16 protein-coding genes are annotated in these 17159 nt (G+C 61.5%); 10 read left to right on the top strand and 6 right to left on the bottom strand.

Annotated elements, in window-relative coordinates:
• Nucleotides 1–48: 48 nt before the first annotated feature.
• Both AC07VF_RS09165 and AC07VF_RS09160 read right to left on the bottom strand, forming a co-directional pair.
• Nucleotides 49–474 (bottom strand): DUF4398 domain-containing protein, encoded by a 426-nt coding sequence (locus AC07VF_RS09165; RefSeq protein WP_074893253.1) that lies wholly within the window; start codon nucleotides 472–474, stop codon nucleotides 49–51.
• A gap of 286 nt (nucleotides 475–760) precedes the next feature.
• On the bottom strand, nucleotides 761–1096 hold the full coding sequence (locus AC07VF_RS09160; protein ID WP_495007870.1) for a pilin assembly protein: 336 nt from the start codon (nucleotides 1094–1096) through the stop codon (nucleotides 761–763).
• A 243-nt stretch (nucleotides 1097–1339) separates the two neighbouring features.
• Here AC07VF_RS09160 and ppc point away from each other — a divergent pair, with 243 nt between their 5' ends.
• The 6 genes from ppc (at nucleotide 1340) to AC07VF_RS09130 (ending at nucleotide 7799) form a co-directional block, all read left to right on the top strand.
• Entirely contained in the window at nucleotides 1340–3976 is a 2637-nt protein-coding gene (gene ppc / locus AC07VF_RS09155) for a phosphoenolpyruvate carboxylase (RefSeq protein ID WP_495007869.1), read from the top strand.
• A 284-nt stretch (nucleotides 3977–4260) separates the two neighbouring features.
• Nucleotides 4261–4908 (top strand): adenylate kinase, encoded by a 648-nt coding sequence (gene adk, locus AC07VF_RS09150; RefSeq protein WP_346625552.1) that lies wholly within the window; start codon nucleotides 4261–4263, stop codon nucleotides 4906–4908.
• Between the two features lie 90 nt (nucleotides 4909–4998).
• The gene (tsaB, locus tag AC07VF_RS09145; RefSeq protein ID WP_495007868.1) at nucleotides 4999–5673 is read left to right on the top strand and encodes a tRNA (adenosine(37)-N6)-threonylcarbamoyltransferase complex dimerization subunit type 1 TsaB; all 675 of its coding nucleotides are present in this window, start codon (nucleotides 4999–5001) and stop codon (nucleotides 5671–5673) included.
• 218 nt (nucleotides 5674–5891) lie between these two features.
• Nucleotides 5892–6182 carry a hypothetical protein gene (locus AC07VF_RS09140; RefSeq protein ID WP_192171051.1) on the top strand — a complete coding sequence of 97 codons (291 nt, stop codon included), beginning with the start codon at nucleotides 5892–5894 and terminating at the stop codon, nucleotides 6180–6182.
• On the top strand, nucleotides 6179–7051 hold the full coding sequence (locus AC07VF_RS09135; protein ID WP_495007867.1) for a DUF72 domain-containing protein: 873 nt from the start codon (nucleotides 6179–6181) through the stop codon (nucleotides 7049–7051). Before AC07VF_RS09140 ends, AC07VF_RS09135 begins: the two co-directional genes overlap by 4 nt.
• A gap of 49 nt (nucleotides 7052–7100) precedes the next feature.
• Nucleotides 7101–7799, top strand: coding sequence for an extensin-like domain-containing protein (locus AC07VF_RS09130; protein ID WP_495007866.1), 699 nt, complete (start codon nucleotides 7101–7103; stop codon nucleotides 7797–7799).
• Nucleotides 7800–7823: 24 nt separating this feature from the next.
• Here AC07VF_RS09130 and AC07VF_RS09125 read toward each other — a convergent pair whose 3' ends face one another.
• Nucleotides 7824–8453 carry an energy transducer TonB gene (locus tag AC07VF_RS09125; RefSeq protein WP_282369261.1) on the bottom strand — a complete coding sequence of 210 codons (630 nt, stop codon included), beginning with the start codon at nucleotides 8451–8453 and terminating at the stop codon, nucleotides 7824–7826.
• Between the two features lie 98 nt (nucleotides 8454–8551).
• Between AC07VF_RS09125 and AC07VF_RS09120 the strand changes: the two genes are divergently transcribed.
• Together AC07VF_RS09120 and AC07VF_RS09115 are read left to right on the top strand one after the other, a co-directional pair.
• Complete coding sequence (locus AC07VF_RS09120) at nucleotides 8552–9343, top strand: class I SAM-dependent methyltransferase (protein ID WP_495007865.1); 792 nt, start codon at nucleotides 8552–8554, stop codon at nucleotides 9341–9343.
• Between the two features lie 128 nt (nucleotides 9344–9471).
• The gene (locus tag AC07VF_RS09115) at nucleotides 9472–10560 is read left to right on the top strand and encodes a catalase family protein (protein ID WP_423571786.1); all 1089 of its coding nucleotides are present in this window, start codon (nucleotides 9472–9474) and stop codon (nucleotides 10558–10560) included.
• A gap of 310 nt (nucleotides 10561–10870) precedes the next feature.
• Here AC07VF_RS09115 and AC07VF_RS09110 read toward each other — a convergent pair whose 3' ends face one another.
• A complete protein-coding gene (locus AC07VF_RS09110; RefSeq protein ID WP_192170807.1) occupies nucleotides 10871–11503 on the bottom strand; it encodes a TetR/AcrR family transcriptional regulator in 633 nt (210 codons plus the stop codon).
• A gap of 106 nt (nucleotides 11504–11609) precedes the next feature.
• Between AC07VF_RS09110 and AC07VF_RS09105 the strand changes: the two genes are divergently transcribed.
• Complete coding sequence (locus AC07VF_RS09105) at nucleotides 11610–12722, top strand: efflux RND transporter periplasmic adaptor subunit (RefSeq protein ID WP_495007864.1); 1113 nt, start codon at nucleotides 11610–11612, stop codon at nucleotides 12720–12722.
• Nucleotides 12723–12726: 4 nt separating this feature from the next.
• Nucleotides 12727–15795 carry an efflux RND transporter permease subunit gene (locus tag AC07VF_RS09100; RefSeq protein WP_495007863.1) on the top strand — a complete coding sequence of 1023 codons (3069 nt, stop codon included), beginning with the start codon at nucleotides 12727–12729 and terminating at the stop codon, nucleotides 15793–15795.
• Nucleotides 15796–16002: 207 nt separating this feature from the next.
• Here the strand turns inward: AC07VF_RS09100 and AC07VF_RS09095 are convergent, their stop codons facing one another.
• Nucleotides 16003–16692, bottom strand: a complete 690-nt coding sequence (locus AC07VF_RS09095) for a DUF4197 domain-containing protein (RefSeq protein WP_495007862.1) — start codon at nucleotides 16690–16692, stop codon at nucleotides 16003–16005.
• Between the two features lie 39 nt (nucleotides 16693–16731).
• Nucleotides 16732–17130 (bottom strand): YbaY family lipoprotein, encoded by a 399-nt coding sequence (locus AC07VF_RS09090; protein ID WP_495007861.1) that lies wholly within the window; start codon nucleotides 17128–17130, stop codon nucleotides 16732–16734.
• Nucleotides 17131–17159: the final 29 nt, after the last annotated feature.

Genomic DNA, 17159 nt, shown 5'->3' with positions numbered 1-17159 from the left:
AATATTTTCGTCCTTTAACTCAATGGCCAATGCTTGAACTGCGAAGCGTTACTGTGTGACAGGCTGAACCTGACGCATGCCTTCTTCACGCAGCTCATTGACGCCCTGACGAGCATCCTGCACCGCTTTCTGTGCCTTCGCGGCCTGAGCCTTACGCTCGGCTACACGTGCATCCCACTCGGCCTGCTCGGCGTATTTACGAGCTTCGTCGTATTTCTTTTCCTGCATCGCCAGTTCGGCTTGCTTGAACTTGTCCTGAGCGGACTTCATTTCAACGGCAGCGTATTCGGTAGCGCCGGCGGTGACAGCGGCATTGACGGCCGACTGGGTCACGGCGTACTGCTCGCTTGGAGGATTGCCTGCGCAACCAGCCAGAAGAACGCTGGTGCCCAGCGCCAGTGCAGCCATCTTCAGCCCGCGCAGGCGATTGAACGTTGGTTTGGCAGTGCTGGTGTTCATGGTGGTCAACTCCATTTCTTAACTCCTGAAAACTGGTTGTTCCATTTCAGCAACAGCCCACGCGGATGGATGGTGTTGCGTCACTTCCGCAGTCATCTGACGGCTTTACTGGAATGGCTAACTGCTCGGACCGCTGCGTTTTTTGATTAGTTCAGACATTTTTCTAAACATGCGGTCAGCTTTTGTTACGTGTTGTAAAATTGACGCTCGAAAAATGACGTCGATTTGCCTGCGTGAAAACCGGCCCGAGAGGCCTGCAGAAAAATCTGACGTAGCAAAAACGACGTCGCCCATGCACTCGTCACAGGTTTTCCCGATCGGAAATTTCCTGCAGATGGCGCCGCGATAGTTCGAGAAACCGGGGCGTTGGGCCGACGTCCTCGTGAAGCGGATTGCCTTCCTCATCGGTGGCAACCACATGCTGACCGCGCACGTAAGGGAAGCTCGCTTCCAATTCTTCCAGGGCGGCACCGATCAGTTCGCCGAGCAATTCTTCAGGCGTGCGCTTGGGGTACATCTCGGCAATCGCCGCAAGCCGCGCGGCCGCCTCAACATCCAAATGAATAGCATAGGCGTTCTCGGTCAGACGGCCCTTGGCATTTTGTTCCCACTGTTCGGCGAGCTCTCGGATCTTCATACATACCTCATCGGTTCCCGCGCCAGGGCGGGCGTTGGACATGCGGCTGAGCCACGGTCAGGCGTGACTGAGACGGGCTTCCCCGGCGGTGAAAGTGCGTCGAGGGTTGCGTATGGACATCAATTTGTCGCTCTATACACACCAATAGAAACGAAACCCCGCAGGGCGTTCCGTTCGGCAGCAGCGAATGGACCCCTGCAAGGACTCGCCGGTAAAAACAATAAAGCTGAAGGAGAGGGCTGGATGGCTGATATCGATGCACGATTGCGCGAGGACGTTCACCTGCTGGGTGAGCTGTTGGGCAACACCATTCGTGATCAGCACGGCGCTGATTTCCTCGAGAAGATCGAGCGCATCCGCAAAAGCGCGAAGGCTGACCGGCATGCGTCGACCCAAGGCACCGAGCAACTGAGTTCCAGTCTTGAAGGCCTGGGCGAAGATGAGTTACTGCCGGTCGCGCGCGCGTTCAACCAATTCCTCAATCTGGCCAACATCGCGGAGCAGTATCAGCTGATTCATCGTCGTGATGACAGCAAGCCGCAGCCGTTTGAATCCCGTGTGCTGCCCGAACTATTGGAGCGCCTGAAGCAGGCCGGGCAGACCCCCGAGGCGCTGGCGCAGCAATTGACCACGCTGGAAATCGAACTGGTGCTGACCGCGCACCCGACCGAAGTTGCCCGGCGCACGCTGATCCAGAAGTACGACGCCATCGCTGCGCAACTGGCCGCGCTTGATCATCGCGACTTGAATCGCCACGAGCGTGAGCAGATCATCGAGCGTCTGCAGCGGCTGATTGCCGAAGCGTGGCACACCGAAGAAATCCGCCGCGTCCGACCCACGCCCGTCGACGAGGCGAAGTGGGGGTTTGCGGTCATCGAAAATTCCCTGTGGCAAGCGATCCCCAACTACTTGCGCAAGGCCGATCAGGCGCTGCACGCTGCGACCGGCCTGCAGCTGCCGCTGGACGCGGCGCCGATTCGTTTCGCTTCGTGGATGGGCGGCGACCGTGACGGCAACCCCAACGTCACTGCTGCCGTCACCCGTGAGGTGTTGTTACTGGCGCGCTGGATGGCGGCCGACTTGTATCTGCGCGACGTCGATCAGCTGGCCGCCGAGTTGTCGATGCAGCAGGCCAGCCCGGCGTTGATGGAAGCCGCGGGCGACAGCGCCGAGCCTTATCGCAGTGTGCTCAAGCAACTGCGCGAGCGGCTTCGGGCCACGCGCAACTGGGCCCACGCCTCACTAAGTGTCACGCAGGTCGCACCGGAAGACGTGTTGCACGACAACCGCGAACTGCTCGAGCCCCTGCAACTGTGTTTCGACTCGCTGCATGAATGCGGCATGGGCGTGATCGCTGATGGTCCGCTGCTCGACTGTTTGCGTCGCGCGGTGACGTTCGGCCTGTTCCTGGTGAAGCTCGACGTGCGCCAGGATTCCACGCGGCACAGTTCGGCCATGAGCGAGATCACCGAATACCTCGGGCTAGGCCGCTATGACCAGTGGGATGAGCCGACGCGCATCGACTTCCTGCTGCGAGAGCTGGACAACAAGCGGCCGCTGCTTCCGGCCCATTTCAGCCCTCAAGAGGACACGGCCGAAGTGCTGGCGACCTGCCGCGAAGTGGCGGCTGCGCCGGCGGCATCGCTCGGTTCCTACGTGATCTCCATGGCCGGCGCAGCCTCGGATGTGCTCACCGTTCAACTGTTGTTGAAGGAAGCCGGGCTGCAGCGCTCCATGCGCGTGGTGCCGCTGTTCGAAACCCTTGCTGACCTGGACAATGCCGGCCCGGTGATCGAGCAGCTGTTGAGCATTCCTGCCTACCGCCGAGGCCTGGAAGGTCCTCAGGAAGTCATGATCGGCTACTCGGATTCGGCGAAGGACGCCGGCACCACGGCTGCGGCTTGGGCGCAGTACCGGGCCCAGGAAAAACTGGTTGAAATCTGCCGCGCGCAAGAGGTTGAGTTGTTGTTGTTCCACGGTCGCGGCGGTACGGTCGGTCGCGGTGGCGGCCCGGCACACGCGGCGATTCTGTCGCAGCCGCCGGGTTCTGTGGCAGGGCGCTTCCGCACCACCGAGCAGGGCGAGATGATCCGCTTCAAGTTCGGCCTGCCGGACATCGCCGAACAGAATCTCAACCTTTATCTGGCCGCCGTGCTGGAAGCCACTTTGCAACCGCCGCCGATGCCGCAACCGGCCTGGCGTCAGGTGATGGACGAACTGGCGGCAGACGGCGTGAAAGCCTATCGCGCCGTGGTGCGGGAAGACCCAGAGTTCGTCGAATACTTCCGCCAGGCCACGCCGGAACAGGAGCTGGGCAGACTGCCGCTGGGCAGTCGTCCGGCCAAGCGCCGCGAGGGCGGGGTCGAGAGCCTGCGCGCGATTCCGTGGATTTTCGCCTGGACACAGACGCGCCTCATGCTGCCCGCGTGGCTGGGCTGGGAAAACGCGTTGAGCCAGGCGCTGGAACGCGGTCAGGGTGATCTGCTCGCTGAGATGCGTGAGCAATGGCCGTTCTTCCGCACCCGCATCGACATGCTGGAAATGGTGCTGGCCAAGGCCGACAGCGACATCGCCCAGCTCTACGACGAACGACTGGTGGAGCCCAAACTGCTGCATTTGGGGACGCATCTGCGCGGCCTATTGTCGCAGGCGTGTGACGTGGTGCTTGGCCTGACGGGCCAGTCGCGGCTGTTGGCCCACAGCCCTGAAACGCTGAAGTTCATCAGCCTGCGCAACACCTACCTTGACCCTCTTCATTTATTGCAGGCGGAGTTGCTGGCGCGCTCCCGTCAGCGAGAGGCGAGTCTGGACAGTCCGCTGGTGCAGGCGCTGCTGGTGTCTGTTGCAGGCATCGCCGCCGGATTGCGCAACACCGGCTGACGGCCAGGCAACCCCGGCCGAATGAACATGACGCCTTTCATTCGGCCGCACCTCGATCGTCGCGAGTGATGCGGCGTCACCCAGTTGCACGAGGTCTCACCCTTGTGCAGATCGATGCCAAGCTACTGGTTTTTCGCGGGTTACTGCGACTTTCGGCGTCTTGTGCGGCATGAATCGGCTGTGTATCTTGATCAGCCTTTGGCCGTTGGGTCAGTAAAATTTTGCGATTGGCCCCATTTAGGCGAATCCGACGATATCTCTATAAAAATTTGAGGAGCACAACAATGCGCGTGATTCTGCTGGGAGCTCCCGGGGCCGGCAAAGGTACTCAGGCAAAGTTCATCACTGAGAAATTCAACATTCCGCAGATTTCCACCGGCGACATGCTGCGCGCTGCGGTCAAGGCCGGTACCGAGCTGGGCCTGAAAGCCAAAAGCGTCATGGACAGCGGCGGCCTGGTCTCCGATGACCTGATCATCGGCCTGATCAAGGATCGCCTGTCCGAGCCTGATTGCGCTGGCGGTTGCCTGTTCGACGGCTTCCCGCGCACCATTCCTCAGGCAGAAGCCCTGAAGAAAGCTGGCCTGGCCATCGATCACGTCATCGAGATCAAGGTCGATGACGAAGAGATCGTCAAGCGCATCTCCGGTCGCCGCGTTCACGAAGGCTCCGGCCGCGTTTACCACACCCTGTACAACCCGCCGAAGGTTGACGGTGTGGACGACGTTACCGGCGAGCCACTGGTTCAGCGCAAGGACGACGTCGAAGCCACTGTTCGCCATCGCCTGTCGGTCTACCACTCTCAGACCAAGCCGCTGGTAGATTTCTACACCAAGCTGCAGACGCAGGACGGCACACCGAAGTGCAGCCACATCGAAGGCGTGGGCACGGTCGAACAGATCACCGCCAAGGTGCTTGAAGCCCTGAGCTGATTCGCGTCTCACGGCATTGAACACCGGCCCGCTTGCGGGCCGTTGTTGTTTATAATGCGGCACTTTTTTCGCACAACGATGGAAACCCCGATGACCACCTTGCTGGCCCTGGACACCGCCACTGAAGCCTGCTCAGTCGCTTTGCTACATGATGGCAAAGTGCTGACTCACTACGAGGTGATCCCGCGCCTGCACGCGCAAAAACTCCTGCCGATGATCAAGGACCTGCTGGCCGAGGCGGGCATTGGCCTGTCGGCGCTGGACGCCATCGCATTCGGCCGGGGCCCGGGCGCGTTTACGGGCGTGCGCATCGCCATCGGGGTGGTGCAGGGGCTGGCCTTCGGTCTGGATCGCCCGGTGCTGCCAGTGTCCAATCTGGCGGCGCTGGCGCAACGGGCCTTTCGCGAGCAGGGCGCTACTCAGGTCGCGGCCGCCATCGACGCGCGGATGGACGAAGTCTATTGGGGCTGCTATCGCGAAGTGGCGGGGGAGATGAAGCTGGTGGCTGAAGAGGCCGTCATGCCACCGGAAATGGCTGCTTTGCCAAGTGAAGCGACGGGCGATTGGTTCGGGGCCGGCACCGGCTGGGGTTACGCCGAGCGCATTGCCGCCGTTGTCAGTGCCCAGGACGCGACACTGTTGCCCCACTCGCAGGACCTGCTGACTCTCGGCGCTTTCGCCTGGCACCGTGGCGAAGCCGTCGTCGCTGACGACGCCCAGCCGGTTTACCTTCGCGATAAAGTGGCCACGCCAAAGGCGCGTTGAGGGATGGCCACGGAATGCAGAAACGGTCATGACTTTACTGTGCTACGCCCGAGATGCGACGCAGGTCACACTGCAGATGACCGTTCGGCGACAAAACTGCATAAACTCCCGGCTGCTTTAAACAATTCGCAATAAGTGTGGTCTAGTTATCGTTCGCATGTTTGCTTAACGGCTTACTGTGAGATTAAATTGCCACTATCAAACGCCGAGTAAGCATGATGCGAATCACCGGTCCTTCACCACGTACCTACCCGATCAAGCGCAAGACGCGCAAGGATTCTGCGGCGCTGGAAGGCACGTTCGAGGAAGTGAACGATGAGGTCGAAGTGGTTCCGCAGGCAGCCCGTCGCCAGACGGGTACCACGGCAAACGTGCCCGCGCGTCAGCAGGACATTATTTTCCCCCGTGCCATGAGCACTCGCGTCGCCCACGCGCTGAGCAGCTATCTGACGACTTCGACCTTCGTCGACTGGGACCTCGAAGTCTCCGGGCTCGACCTTCACGTTTGAACCTCGCCCACCCGCCTTACTACATCGGTTGCCCGTCCTGGAGCGAAAAAGCCTGGCGTGAGTCGCTGTACCCGCCGGACGCCCCGGACCTTGATTTGCTTGGGTTGTACGCGCAGGTCTTCAATGCCGTCGAAGGCAACACCACGTTTTACGCCCGTCCCAAACCCGAGATCGTCCAGCGTTGGGCGGATGCCCTGCCGGAGCATTTCCGCTTCAGCGCCAAAATTCCCCGTGACATCAGCCATGCCGGCGACCTGCGCGAGCACTTGGGCGCGGTGGAGGATTTCCTGCAACTGCTGGCGCCACTGGGGTCGAGGCTTGAACCGCTGTGGCTGCAGCTGTCGGCCAGCTTCGGTCCCCATCGGCTGAATGAGCTGGCCGCGTTCATTGACGCCCTGGAAGGCCAGCCTTTGGCGGTTGAAGTGCGCAACATGGCGTTTTTCAGCAAGGGCGAAGACGAGCGGCAGCTCAACCGTCTGTTGCTAGACCGCGGCGTGGAGCGCATCTGTCTGGATTCCCGGCCGCTGTTCAGTTCTGTCTCCACTGACCCAGCCGTGCTTCATGCGCAATCGAAGAAGCCCAAAGTCCCGCCGCGTCCGGCGGCGCTGACGTCTTTTCCGCAGGTTCGCTTCATTGGCGGGCCGGATGAGGAGATCAACCAAGGCTTCATCGTGCAGTGGGCGGAAAAAGTGGCCGGCTGGATCGAGGAGGGGCGCACGCCTTCGGTGTTCCTGCACACGCCTGACAACATCGCCTCGCCCCAACTGGCTCGTCGCTTTCATCATCAATTGATGACCCTGCTGCCGGGGTTGCCCGATCTGCCGCAACTGGATCGCGGCCGGCAAGTGGAGCAACTCGGGCTGCTCTGAGGTCGAGATAGGGTGGACTCATCCCTCCGTCAGACGAGAACCTTCCTGCATGCGCGGCTCGACCTTCTTTCTTCTTCTGGTTTTGCTCAGCGCGGCGGTCGCGGTGTCGATCTGGCGTGGCTGGCTGCCTGTCGCTGACCGCTGGAATCCGTGGGCCCCGCTGAACGTGCGCGACGAGCCCAACCTCATCACGCCCTTCAAGCTCTGGCGATTGCAGGAGGATCCGGCGTTGTGCGAGGCCGCGCTGCAAACCTCGACCCTGCGTTACACGCACCAGGCCGACAGCGCCGCCGACGCCAAATGCCCGCTGACCAACACGCTGCGCATCCAGGGCGGCGACGTCGCGCTGAGCAGCAGTTTTCTGTCCAGTTGTCGCCTTGCCGTGGCGTATGCGCTGTTTGATATCCACCAGTTGCAGCCGGCAGCCCAGTCGGTGTTCGGGCAGAAGGTCACCCAGGTTGATCACCTTGGCAGCTTTGCCTGCCGCAACATCTACAACCGCAGCGAAGGCCGTCTGAGCCAGCACGCCACCGCCAACGCGCTGGACATCGCCGGGTTTCGACTGGCAGACGGACGCAGGATCTCGGTGCTCAAGGACTGGAAAGACGAGGGCGACGCGGGGCGTTTTCTGCGATTGGTGAGGGATGGCGCCTGCCAGCAATTCGACACGGTGCTGAGCCCGGAATACAACGCCGCGCACCGAAACCACTTTCACCTGGACATGGGACGCTGGCGGGTGTGTCGCTGAGGCGTGACAAACGTGGGATCGGTCTCAGGCAGCGAGACGAAGGTTCTGCAGCACGATCGGGCGCGCCCAGCCGTTATCGAAGGCCAGATGACGCTGCTGCTCGGTCATCTCTTCCGCGCTGAACGGCGTCGCAGGCCTGTCGGCCAAGTCCCATTCGAACTCGGCGATCGGCAGGAACAGCGGACGAGGCTGAGGGCCCGGGCCGGGTTCAACGCTGTCATCATAGGGGTTGAGCACGGTCGGGCGAACCCAGTTGTCATCGAATTCGAGGTTACGTTGCTGCTCGATCATTTCCATCGCGGTGAACGGCTTGGCGGGCTTGTCGGCCAGGTCCCATTCGAACTCGGCGATCGGCAGGAACAACGGCTCCGGCGGTGCGATTTCCTTGTCCTGAACCGGGCACTCACGTTGTTCGACGATCTTGCCCAGTGCGCTTGCGCCGGCAATCGGTTCGCCGGTCAGGTGGTCCGTCGTGGCGACGGCGCTATATTCCGGGGTTTCGCCAGCGTTGTCATCGACCTGCTGAGCCATCGCACGGGCAAACGCATCCTGCCAGAGCTGCGTGACGCCGCTAAGGGTTTGGGTATTGCGTACGCTGTAGTCGCCTGCGTACGTCAAATAGCCTATCGAGGAGGTTTGCTGAATGTCTGACATAAGCGCTCAGTACAGCCCGTGGGTCTGGCAAAATGCCGGATACTTTTGTTATCGGCAGATCCTGCCAATCATTAAGATTATTTGAGCGCGTAGAGACAATGACTGAGCAGCACGCGGGCAGCCGCATTCGGGTCGACAGCCTGACCCCTGACGGGCAGGAAACCGCAGCGCAGTGGGCGCAGCGACTGGGTTTGCCGCTGGAGGATGCCGACGCGGATTTCGCCCTGCAAGTGGCCGAAGACGGCCTGCAGTTGCAGCAACTGGGTGACGACGCGCCGGGCCCGGTGCGTGTAGATTTCATCGAAGGCAAGGCGGCCCATCGGCGTCTGTTTGGCGGCGGCAGCGGGCAAATGATCGCCAAGGCCGTGGGCATTCAGCCGGGCGTGCGCCCTCGGGTGCTGGATGCCACGGCGGGGCTGGGCAAGGACGCCTTTGTGCTGGCGAGTCTGGGCTGCGAAATGAGCCTGATCGAGCGGCAGCCGATCATCGCCGCGCTGCTTGAAGACGGCCTGGCGCGTGGGGTGAGGGACCTGGAGGTGGGCGGGATCATCGCGCAGATGCGCCTGTTGACCGGCAATTCCATTGAGCTGATTCGCCAATGGGAAGGCGAGCCGCCCCAGGTCATTTACCTTGATCCGATGTTTCCTCATCGGGAAAAAACCGCGCTGGTGAAAAAGGAAATGCGCCTGTTCCGGCCTCTGGTGGGCGATGACATGGACGCTCCGGCGTTGCTGGAAGCGGCGCTGGCGCTGGCCAGCCACCGCGTCGTGGTCAAACGCCCTCGCAAGGCGCCAAGCATCGAAGGCGCCAAGCCGTCCTACGCGCTGGACGGCAAATCCAGCCGCTACGACATTTACCCGATCAAGGCGTTGAAAATCGCGCGGCCGTGAACTTCATCCGATTAGATGAACCCGGCAATCATCGGCGCAGTCATCTGCTGTGCCGATGCCAGAAAATCCACCGTATGAGTGGGCTCGTCGGAGACAAACCTGACCTGATCCGTAGCCGGAGATAACCGATGAGTACTTCCCCTTTGTCCGTAACGCCTTTGCCGTTCGAGCCGCACTTCGAGCAGATACCCGATGACGAGGCTCAGACGAGCAAAGAACTCGCCGAGGCCATGCACAGTATTCTGGAAACCACCTACAAAGATGGCGGCCATGCCATACGCAGCGTGCATGCCAAAGCCCATGGATTGCTGCATGGGCAGATCCACATTCTGGATAATCTGCCGCCGGAGTTGGCGCAGGGTGTCTTCGCCCACCCCGGCACGCTGGACGTGAAGATGCGCTTTTCAACCAATCCTGGGGATGTGCTCGACGACAAGGTGTCAACGCCACGCGGTCTGGCCATCAAGCTGGTCGGTGTGCAGGGCGCACGCCTGCCGGGCAGTGAAGGGCAGGTTACCCAGGACTTCGTAATGCAGAACGCCAGGGCGTTCACGGCCGCCACGCCGAAGGATTTTCTCAAGACCTTGAAGTTGCTGGCCAAGACCACCGACAAAGTGCCCAACATGAAGAAAGCGCTGTCGGCGTTGTTTCGTGGTCTGGAGTCGACGGTCGAAGCGATGGGCGGGGAGAGTGGCACGCTGAAATCGCTGGGTGGGCATCCGATGACCCATGTACTGGGTGAAACTTTTAACACCGTGGTGCCGTTTCTCTATGGCCGCTATTACGCCAAGTTGAGCGTGGTGCCTGTTTCCCCCGAACTCACCGCGTTGACTGACCAGAAGGTCGACCTGAATGGCCATCCCGACGGTTTGCGGGAAGCGGTGCGCAGTCACTTTTTGAGCAAGGGAGGGATGTGGGACGTGCGGATCCAGCTCGCTACCGACCTTGAAAAAATGCCGATCGAAGACGCATCGGTGGAATGGTCCGAAGAGCTGAGCCCGTTCGTGACCGTGGCCCGTATCGACGTTCCGACACAGGACAGCTGGTCAGAAGAACGTCAGCAGGAAATCGACGACGGCATGGCCTTCAGCCCTTGGCACGGCGTTGTCGAACACCGGCCACTCGGCGGCGTCATGCGTGCGCGCAAACCGTCCTACGAGCTGTCTTCAGGCTTCCGCGCCAGCCACAACGGCTGCCCGATGCACGAGCCTCGCTGACAAGCTGGTAGTCAAATTCTGTGGTGTCTTCCACTCCGCATTCCCGGCTAAAGCCGGTCCCACTATGAGTACGCGGTCGATTAGTGGGACTGGCTTCAGCCGGGAAGAGGCCGCAGTGATCGCTATCGGATTTGTGGTGTGTCGTCCGACGCCTTCCCGGCTAAAGCCGGTCCACTATGAGTACGCGGTCGATTAGTGGGACCGGCTTCAGCCGGGAAGGGGCCCTTGTTAGCACCATCAATGCTATGTTGTGGCGTCTGACGCTTTCCCGGCTAAAGCCGGTCCCACAGTGAGCACTGACCGTCAGCGTCTAAACCCGATATGCCTTCAAGAACAGCGCCACCACCTCCCTGGCATGGTGGTCGGCAGCGTGCTCGTCCGGTATTTCCCCGGTGCCGATGAGAAGCCTGAAATGGTGCACGCCTTTGATCAAGCTCAAAAAATGGCCTGCCGCATTAAGCGGCGATTCAAAATGCAGCCCGTTTTTACCGCTCAGATTACTCAAAAACCGCGCAAGTTCGTGCAGGACCCGTTGCGGTCCTGCTTCGAAGAACACCTGAGTCAGCGATGCCCCCTGAGGCCCCAAAGCGATGATCAAACGGTTCAGGTCGATGGACTCAGGGCTGTTGATCAGCGTTTGAAACCCTCTGGCAATACCCAGTAATACCTTTTCAACGTGCTCATCAGCGGGCACGTCCACGAATAACTCGGGCACCTGCTCCTCGCAGCGAGCAACCACCGCGCAGGAAAACAATGTCTCCTTGTCGTTGAAGTGGCTGTAGACGGTGAGCTTGGAGACCCCGGCTTCAGCGGCAACGGCATCCATGCTGGTGTTGGCGTAACCGTTGCGAATGAACAGGTTCTTGGCCGCTTCGAGTATGGCCTGGCGCTTGGCCAGATCCTTGGGGCGGCCGGGTCCGGCGGGGGAGGTTGAGTCGGTCATGGAGTCGTCAGGCATCTTCGTCGAATTAGTGGACTGTTCAGTTCGGTAATTTTAAATATACTCGCCGGTACAATTATTCAAAGCTCTACTGCCAAGGTGCCTCATCATGCTCCGCGACGCCCTGCTTCGTGCCCAGCTCCTTGCGCTGCCGGTCGGCTTGATCGCTGCACTCGCCGGTTGTCGTCAGGAGGCGCCGGTGACCGCCGCCGTGCGGCCCGCCATGGTGGTGCAACCGCAGCCAGCTGCCCAGTCCATGGACAGCTATCCGGGGGAAGTGCATGCCCGTTTCGAGCCGGAACTCGCCTTCCGCATCCCCGGCAAGGTCAGTAAGCGCCTGGTCGAGGAGGTCGAGCGGGTCAAGGCCAACCAGCCGCTGGCCGAACTTGACGCCCAGGACGTGCGCCTGCAACAGGACGCCACCCGCGCGCAAGTTGCCGCCGCCGAAGCCAACCTGCAGACGGTCCGCTCCGAGCGCGACCGCTACAAAACGCTGATGGACCGGCAGATGGTCAGCAAGTCGCTGTACGACAACGCTGAAAACACCTACCGCGCCGCAGACGCCCGGCTTAGACAGCTCAAGGCTGAATCGACCGTCGCTGACAATCAGACCGGCTACGCCGTGCTTCGTGCGTCGCAGGAGGGTGTCATCGCCAGACGACTGGTGGAAGTCGGTCAAGTGGTAGCTGCCGGACAAACCGTCTTCACCCTGGCCGCCGACGGCGAGCGCGAAGTCTCGATCAGTCTTCCGGAGCAGAATTACGGCCGCTTCAAGATCGGCGACCCTGTTTCCGTCGAACTCTGGACTCAGCGCGAGCAGCGTTTCCCGGGGCGTATCCGCGAGCTGTCGCCGGCTGCCGATCCGCGCTCGCGCACCTTTGCCGCACGCATTGCCTTCGCCGGCGGGAAAGTCCCGGCAGAACTGGGCCAGAGCGCCCGGGTGTACATCCAGTCCGAACACGCCGTGCCGTTGTCCGTGCCGCTGTCGGCGCTGACAGCTGAAAACGGCGTGACCTACGTCTGGCGTCTGCAAAGCGACTCCACCCTGAAACGCACGCCGGTGCAGGTCGGCGCTTACGGGCAGGAAACCGTGCCGGTGCTCAGCGGCTTGCAGACCAGCGACTGGGTCGTCGCAGCGGGTGTGCACGTGCTGCACGAAGGCGAGCAGGTGCGGCCGGTCGACCGCAGTAATCGGGCGGTCAAGCTGGCGGCGAAGGAGTAGCGGGATGCGTTTCAATCTGTCCGAATGGGCGCTGCGTAATCGGCAGATGGTCCTGTATCTCATGATTCTGCTGGCCGCAGTCGGCGCGCTTTCCTACACCAAGCTGGGTCAGAGTGAAGATCCGCCCTTCACTTTCAAAGCCATGGTCATTCGCACCCTCTGGCCGGGCGCGAGTGCCGAAGAGGTGTCGCGGCAAGTCACCGACCGCATCGAGAAGAAGCTGATGGAAACCGGCGATTACGAGCGCATTGTCTCGTTCTCCCGCCCCGGTGAATCCCAGGTCACGTTTGTCGCGAGGGACTCGCTGGTCTCCGCCCGACTGCCGGAACTCTGGTATCAGATCCGCAAGAAGATCAGCGACATCCGTCAGAACCTTCCGACCGGTGTGCAGGGCCCGTTCTTCAACGATGAATTCGGCACCACGTTCGGCAATATCTATGCGCTCACGGGGGAGGGTTTCGACTACGCGGTGCTCAAGGATTACGCCGACCGCATCCAGATCCAGCTGCAGCGGGTCAAGGATGTTGGCAAGGTCGAGCTGCTCGGTCTGCAGGACGAGAAGATCTGGATCGAACTCTCCAACGTCAAACTCGCCACCCTTGGCCTGCCGATGCAGTCGGTGCAGCAGGCGCTGGAAGCCCAGAACGCGGTGGTGGCGGCGAGCTTTTTCGAGACGCCCAGCGAGCGCGTTCAACTGCGCGTGACCGGGCGTTTTCAGACCGTCGACGAGATCCGCAGCTTCCCGATCCGCGTCGGTGATCGCACGTTCCGTATCAGCGATCTGGCCGATGTGCGCCGTGGCTTCAACGACCCGCCCGCGCCGCAGATGCGCTTCATGGGTCAGGATGCCATCGGGCTCGCCGTTGCCATGAAAGACGGTGGCGACATTCTGGTGCTGGGCCGTGCGCTGGAGGGCGAGTTCGCCCGTTTGCAGAACAACCTTCCGGCCGGCATGCAGCTGCGCAAAGTCTCGGACCAGCCTGCGGCGGTGAAAACCAGCGTCGGCGAATTCGTTCAGGTGCTCGCCGAGGCGTTGGGCATCGTGCTGCTGGTGAGCTTTTTCTCTCTCGGCGTGCGCACCGGAATGGTGGTGGCGCTGGCAATTCCGCTGGTGCTGGCGATGACCTTCGCCTGCATGTATTACCTCGGCATCGGCCTGCACAAGATCTCCCTCGGGGCGCTGGTGCTGGCGTTGGGCTTGTTGGTGGACGACGCAATCATCGCCGTGGAAATGATGGCGATCAAAATGGAACAGGGTTACGACCGGCTAAAGGCCGCGAGCTTCGCCTGGACCAGCACGGCGTTCCCAATGCTTACCGGCACGCTCATTACCGCAGCCGGTTTCCTGCCCATCGCCACCGCGCAGTCGAGTACCGGGGAGTACACCCGCTCGATCTTTCAGGTGGTGACCATCGCGCTGATCGCCTCATGGATTGCCGCCGTGGTATTCGTGCCGTATCTGGGCGCACGGCTGTTGCCGGATCTGGCGAAGATCCATGCGGCTAAACATGGCACCGGGGCACACGCTCCTGACCCTTACGGCACGCCGTTCTACCGACGTGTTCGCGGGCTGGTCGGCTGGTGCGTGCGGCGCCGCAAGACGGTCATCGTGTTGACCATTGCGTTGTTCGCCCTGTCGATTTTCATGTTCCGCTTCGTGCCCCAGCAGTTTTTCCCGGCGTCCGGTCGACTGGAGCTCATGGTTGACCTGAAGCTCGCCGAAGGTGCCTCGCTCAGCAGCACCGCCGAGCAGGTCAAACGGCTGGAAGCGATGATCAAGGAACACGCCGGCGTTGAGAATTACGTGGCCTATGTCGGCACCGGTTCGCCACGGTTTTACCTGCCGCTGGATCAGCAACTGCCCGCGGCAAGCTTTGCCCAGTTCGTCGTGCTGGCGAAAACCATTGAGGACCGCGAAGCACTGCGCACCTGGCTGATCCAGACCCTCGATGAGCAGTTTCCGATGCTGCGGCCTCGCGTCACCCGCCTGGAAAACGGCCCGCCCGTGGGCTATCCGGTGCAGTTCCGCGTCACCGGCGAGCACATTGATGAAGTGCGTGCGCTGGCTCGCAAGGTGGCCGCGAAGGTCAGGGAAAATCCCCATGTGGTCAACGTGCATCTGGACTGGGAAGAGCCGAGCAAAGTCGTTTATCTCAACGTCGATCAGGACCGGGCCAGGGCGCTGGGGGTGACCACGGCGGACCTGTCGCGTTTTCTGCAAAGTCAGCTGACCGGGTCGAGCGTGAGCCAGTACCGCGAGGACGACAAGTTGATCGAAATCCTCCTGCGCGGGACGGAGCAGGAACGGCATGAGCTGGGCAGCCTCGCCAGCTTGTCAGTGCCCACCAACAATGGCGGCAACGTCGCCTTGTCACAGGTGGCGACGCTTGAATACGGCTTCGAGGAGGGCATCATCTGGCACCGCAACCGCTTGCCGAACGTGACGGTGCGCGCCGACATCTATGGCAAGGAGCAGCCGGCAACGCTGGTGAAACAGATTTTGCCGACGCTGGAAGACGTGCGCGCGCAGTTGCCCGATGGGTACTTGCTGGAAGTGGGCGGCACGGTGGAGGACTCGGCCCGCGGACAGAACTCGGTAAACGCCGGGGTGCCGCTGTTCATCGTGGTGGTGCTGACCTTGCTGATGATCCAGCTGCGCAGTTTCTCCCGTACGTTCATGGTGTTTCTCACGGCGCCGCTGGGGCTGATCGGTGTGACGCTGTTTCTGCTGCTGTTCAATCAGCCGTTCGGCTTCGTGGCAATGCTCGGCACCATCGCGCTGTCGGGGATGATCATGCGTAACTCGGTGATTCTGGTCGACCAGATCGAGCAGGACATCGCGGCGGGTCTGGATCGCTGGCAGGCGATCATTGAAGCAACGGTGCGGCGCTTCAGGCCCATCGTGCTCACCGCGCTGGCGGCGGTGCTGGCGATGATCCCGCTGTCACGCAGCGTGTTTTTCGGCCCCATGGCCGTCGCCATCATGGGCGGCCTGATCGTCGCCACCGCACTCACCCTGCTGTTCCTGCCCGCGCTGTATGCGGCGTGGTTTAGAGTGAAAAAAGAGGAGTGATTGCCTTGAGCGAGATGGCGCCTGCACGCTGAGCAAACTGTGGGAGCGAGCTTGCTCGCGAATGGGCAGGTACAGCCGCTGAACATTCAGTGACTGAAATGCCGTCTTCGTGAGCAAGCTCACTCCCACAGTGTCTGTGTCAGGGGCGAATAGCGCGGCACTACTGACGGGGCTAGAACCGATCACCGACCCGTACCACGGCGCGCGTTACAGCGCGCCGAATACCTTCTTCGCCAGACCGGTCGCCGCCGCTGCCGGGTTGGCGCGGATGGTTTCTTCCTGTTTGGCGATCATTTCGAACAGGCCGTTCAGCGCCTTCTCGGTGACGTAGCCTTCAATATTCGAGCTCTTGCCGTCCAGCACGCCCAGCGTCGCGGCCTGACCGGCGAAGGCGTTGTATTTCTGCGCCAGGCCGACTTTGTCAGTGGCCTGTTTGACGATGGGCAGGAACTTGGCGCGGATCTGTTCGCGGCTGGAGGTGCTCAGGTACTGGGTGGCCGAGTCCTTGCCGCCGCTGAGGATGGCCTTGGCGTCCGACACACTCATTTTTTTCACCGCATCGACCAGCAACGTCTGCGCCTGGGGCATCGCCGCTTCCGCTGCCTGGTTCATGCTGGTTTCCAGCTGATCGACCTGGGCGCCCATGCCAAACTGCTTCATCTTCTTGGCGACCTTGCCCAGGTTGCCGGGCAGTTCGATGCGCACATCCTTGTTGTTGCTGAAGCCACCCGGCACGCCCAGTTGCTTGACGGCAACTTGCGCGCTCTGGGTCAGGGCATCCTTCAATCCGCCGGTGGCGTCCGATTGCGACAGATCATTGAGCGACAACGCGAAGGCACTGGCCGACAGCAGCAGGCCGGCGCACACGCCAGTGAACGAGAGAGTACGACGCAACATGGGTAATGTCCTTTTCAGCGGTCTGTGATGCACGGCCGATTAACGGGCCGGGCTCAAACGAATTTTGACGGGCGGTTTTTCGTCCAGCGTCAGGTCCACCGTGTAGCGCTCGGTGCTGATCATCAGCAGCTTGCCGTCCACCTCGATGCGCGCGCTGACCGAGTAAGTGTGCCCCGGCTGGACCTGCTTCTGATCGTAGGTCAGGTGAAACGGCAGCGGCACCTGGCCTTTGCTCGGGCCGTTCTGGCTAGCGAGGATCTGCGCGGGTGCGTCCGCCAGCGATACGTCCTGGAGCGTGACCTTCAGCGTAGCCGTCGGTGGAAGCGCCATGCGCTGCAGGTAAAACACCTCGCCGTCCACCGAGCCCGGCAGGTTGTCCGGCGCATGGGCGCAAGCGGCCAGCACGGTGGTCATGAAGGTGAGCAGGATATGTTTCATGTGATTGTCCTTGTCAGGTGAAACGTTAG

Source organism: Pseudomonas sp. GW821-FHT02H06 (assembly GCF_059421525.1).
This window is presented reverse-complemented; position numbering and strand designations above follow the sequence as displayed.

Excerpts from the sequence above, each read along its gene's own strand:
- AC07VF_RS09165 (WP_074893253.1), bottom strand. The coding sequence starts at position 474 with ATGGAGTTGACCACCATGAACACCAGCACTGCCAAACCAACGTTCAAT.
- AC07VF_RS09160 (WP_495007870.1), bottom strand. The coding sequence starts at position 1,096 with ATGAAGATCCGAGAGCTCGCCGAACAGTGGGAACAAAATGCCAAGGGC.
- ppc (WP_495007869.1), top strand. The coding sequence starts at position 1,340 with ATGGCTGATATCGATGCACGATTGCGCGAGGACGTTCACCTGCTGGGT.
- adk (WP_346625552.1), top strand. The coding sequence starts at position 4,261 with ATGCGCGTGATTCTGCTGGGAGCTCCCGGGGCCGGCAAAGGTACTCAG.
- tsaB (WP_495007868.1), top strand. The coding sequence starts at position 4,999 with ATGACCACCTTGCTGGCCCTGGACACCGCCACTGAAGCCTGCTCAGTC.
- AC07VF_RS09140 (WP_192171051.1), top strand. The coding sequence starts at position 5,892 with ATGCGAATCACCGGTCCTTCACCACGTACCTACCCGATCAAGCGCAAG.
- AC07VF_RS09130 (WP_495007866.1), top strand. The coding sequence starts at position 7,101 with ATGCGCGGCTCGACCTTCTTTCTTCTTCTGGTTTTGCTCAGCGCGGCG.
- AC07VF_RS09125 (WP_282369261.1), bottom strand. The coding sequence starts at position 8,453 with ATGTCAGACATTCAGCAAACCTCCTCGATAGGCTATTTGACGTACGCA.
- AC07VF_RS09120 (WP_495007865.1), top strand. The coding sequence starts at position 8,552 with ATGACTGAGCAGCACGCGGGCAGCCGCATTCGGGTCGACAGCCTGACC.
- AC07VF_RS09115 (WP_423571786.1), top strand. The coding sequence starts at position 9,472 with ATGAGTACTTCCCCTTTGTCCGTAACGCCTTTGCCGTTCGAGCCGCAC.
- AC07VF_RS09110 (WP_192170807.1), bottom strand. The coding sequence starts at position 11,503 with ATGACCGACTCAACCTCCCCCGCCGGACCCGGCCGCCCCAAGGATCTG.
- AC07VF_RS09105 (WP_495007864.1), top strand. The coding sequence starts at position 11,610 with ATGCTCCGCGACGCCCTGCTTCGTGCCCAGCTCCTTGCGCTGCCGGTC.
- AC07VF_RS09100 (WP_495007863.1), top strand. The coding sequence starts at position 12,727 with ATGCGTTTCAATCTGTCCGAATGGGCGCTGCGTAATCGGCAGATGGTC.
- AC07VF_RS09095 (WP_495007862.1), bottom strand. The coding sequence starts at position 16,692 with ATGTTGCGTCGTACTCTCTCGTTCACTGGCGTGTGCGCCGGCCTGCTG.
- AC07VF_RS09090 (WP_495007861.1), bottom strand. The coding sequence starts at position 17,130 with ATGAAACATATCCTGCTCACCTTCATGACCACCGTGCTGGCCGCTTGC.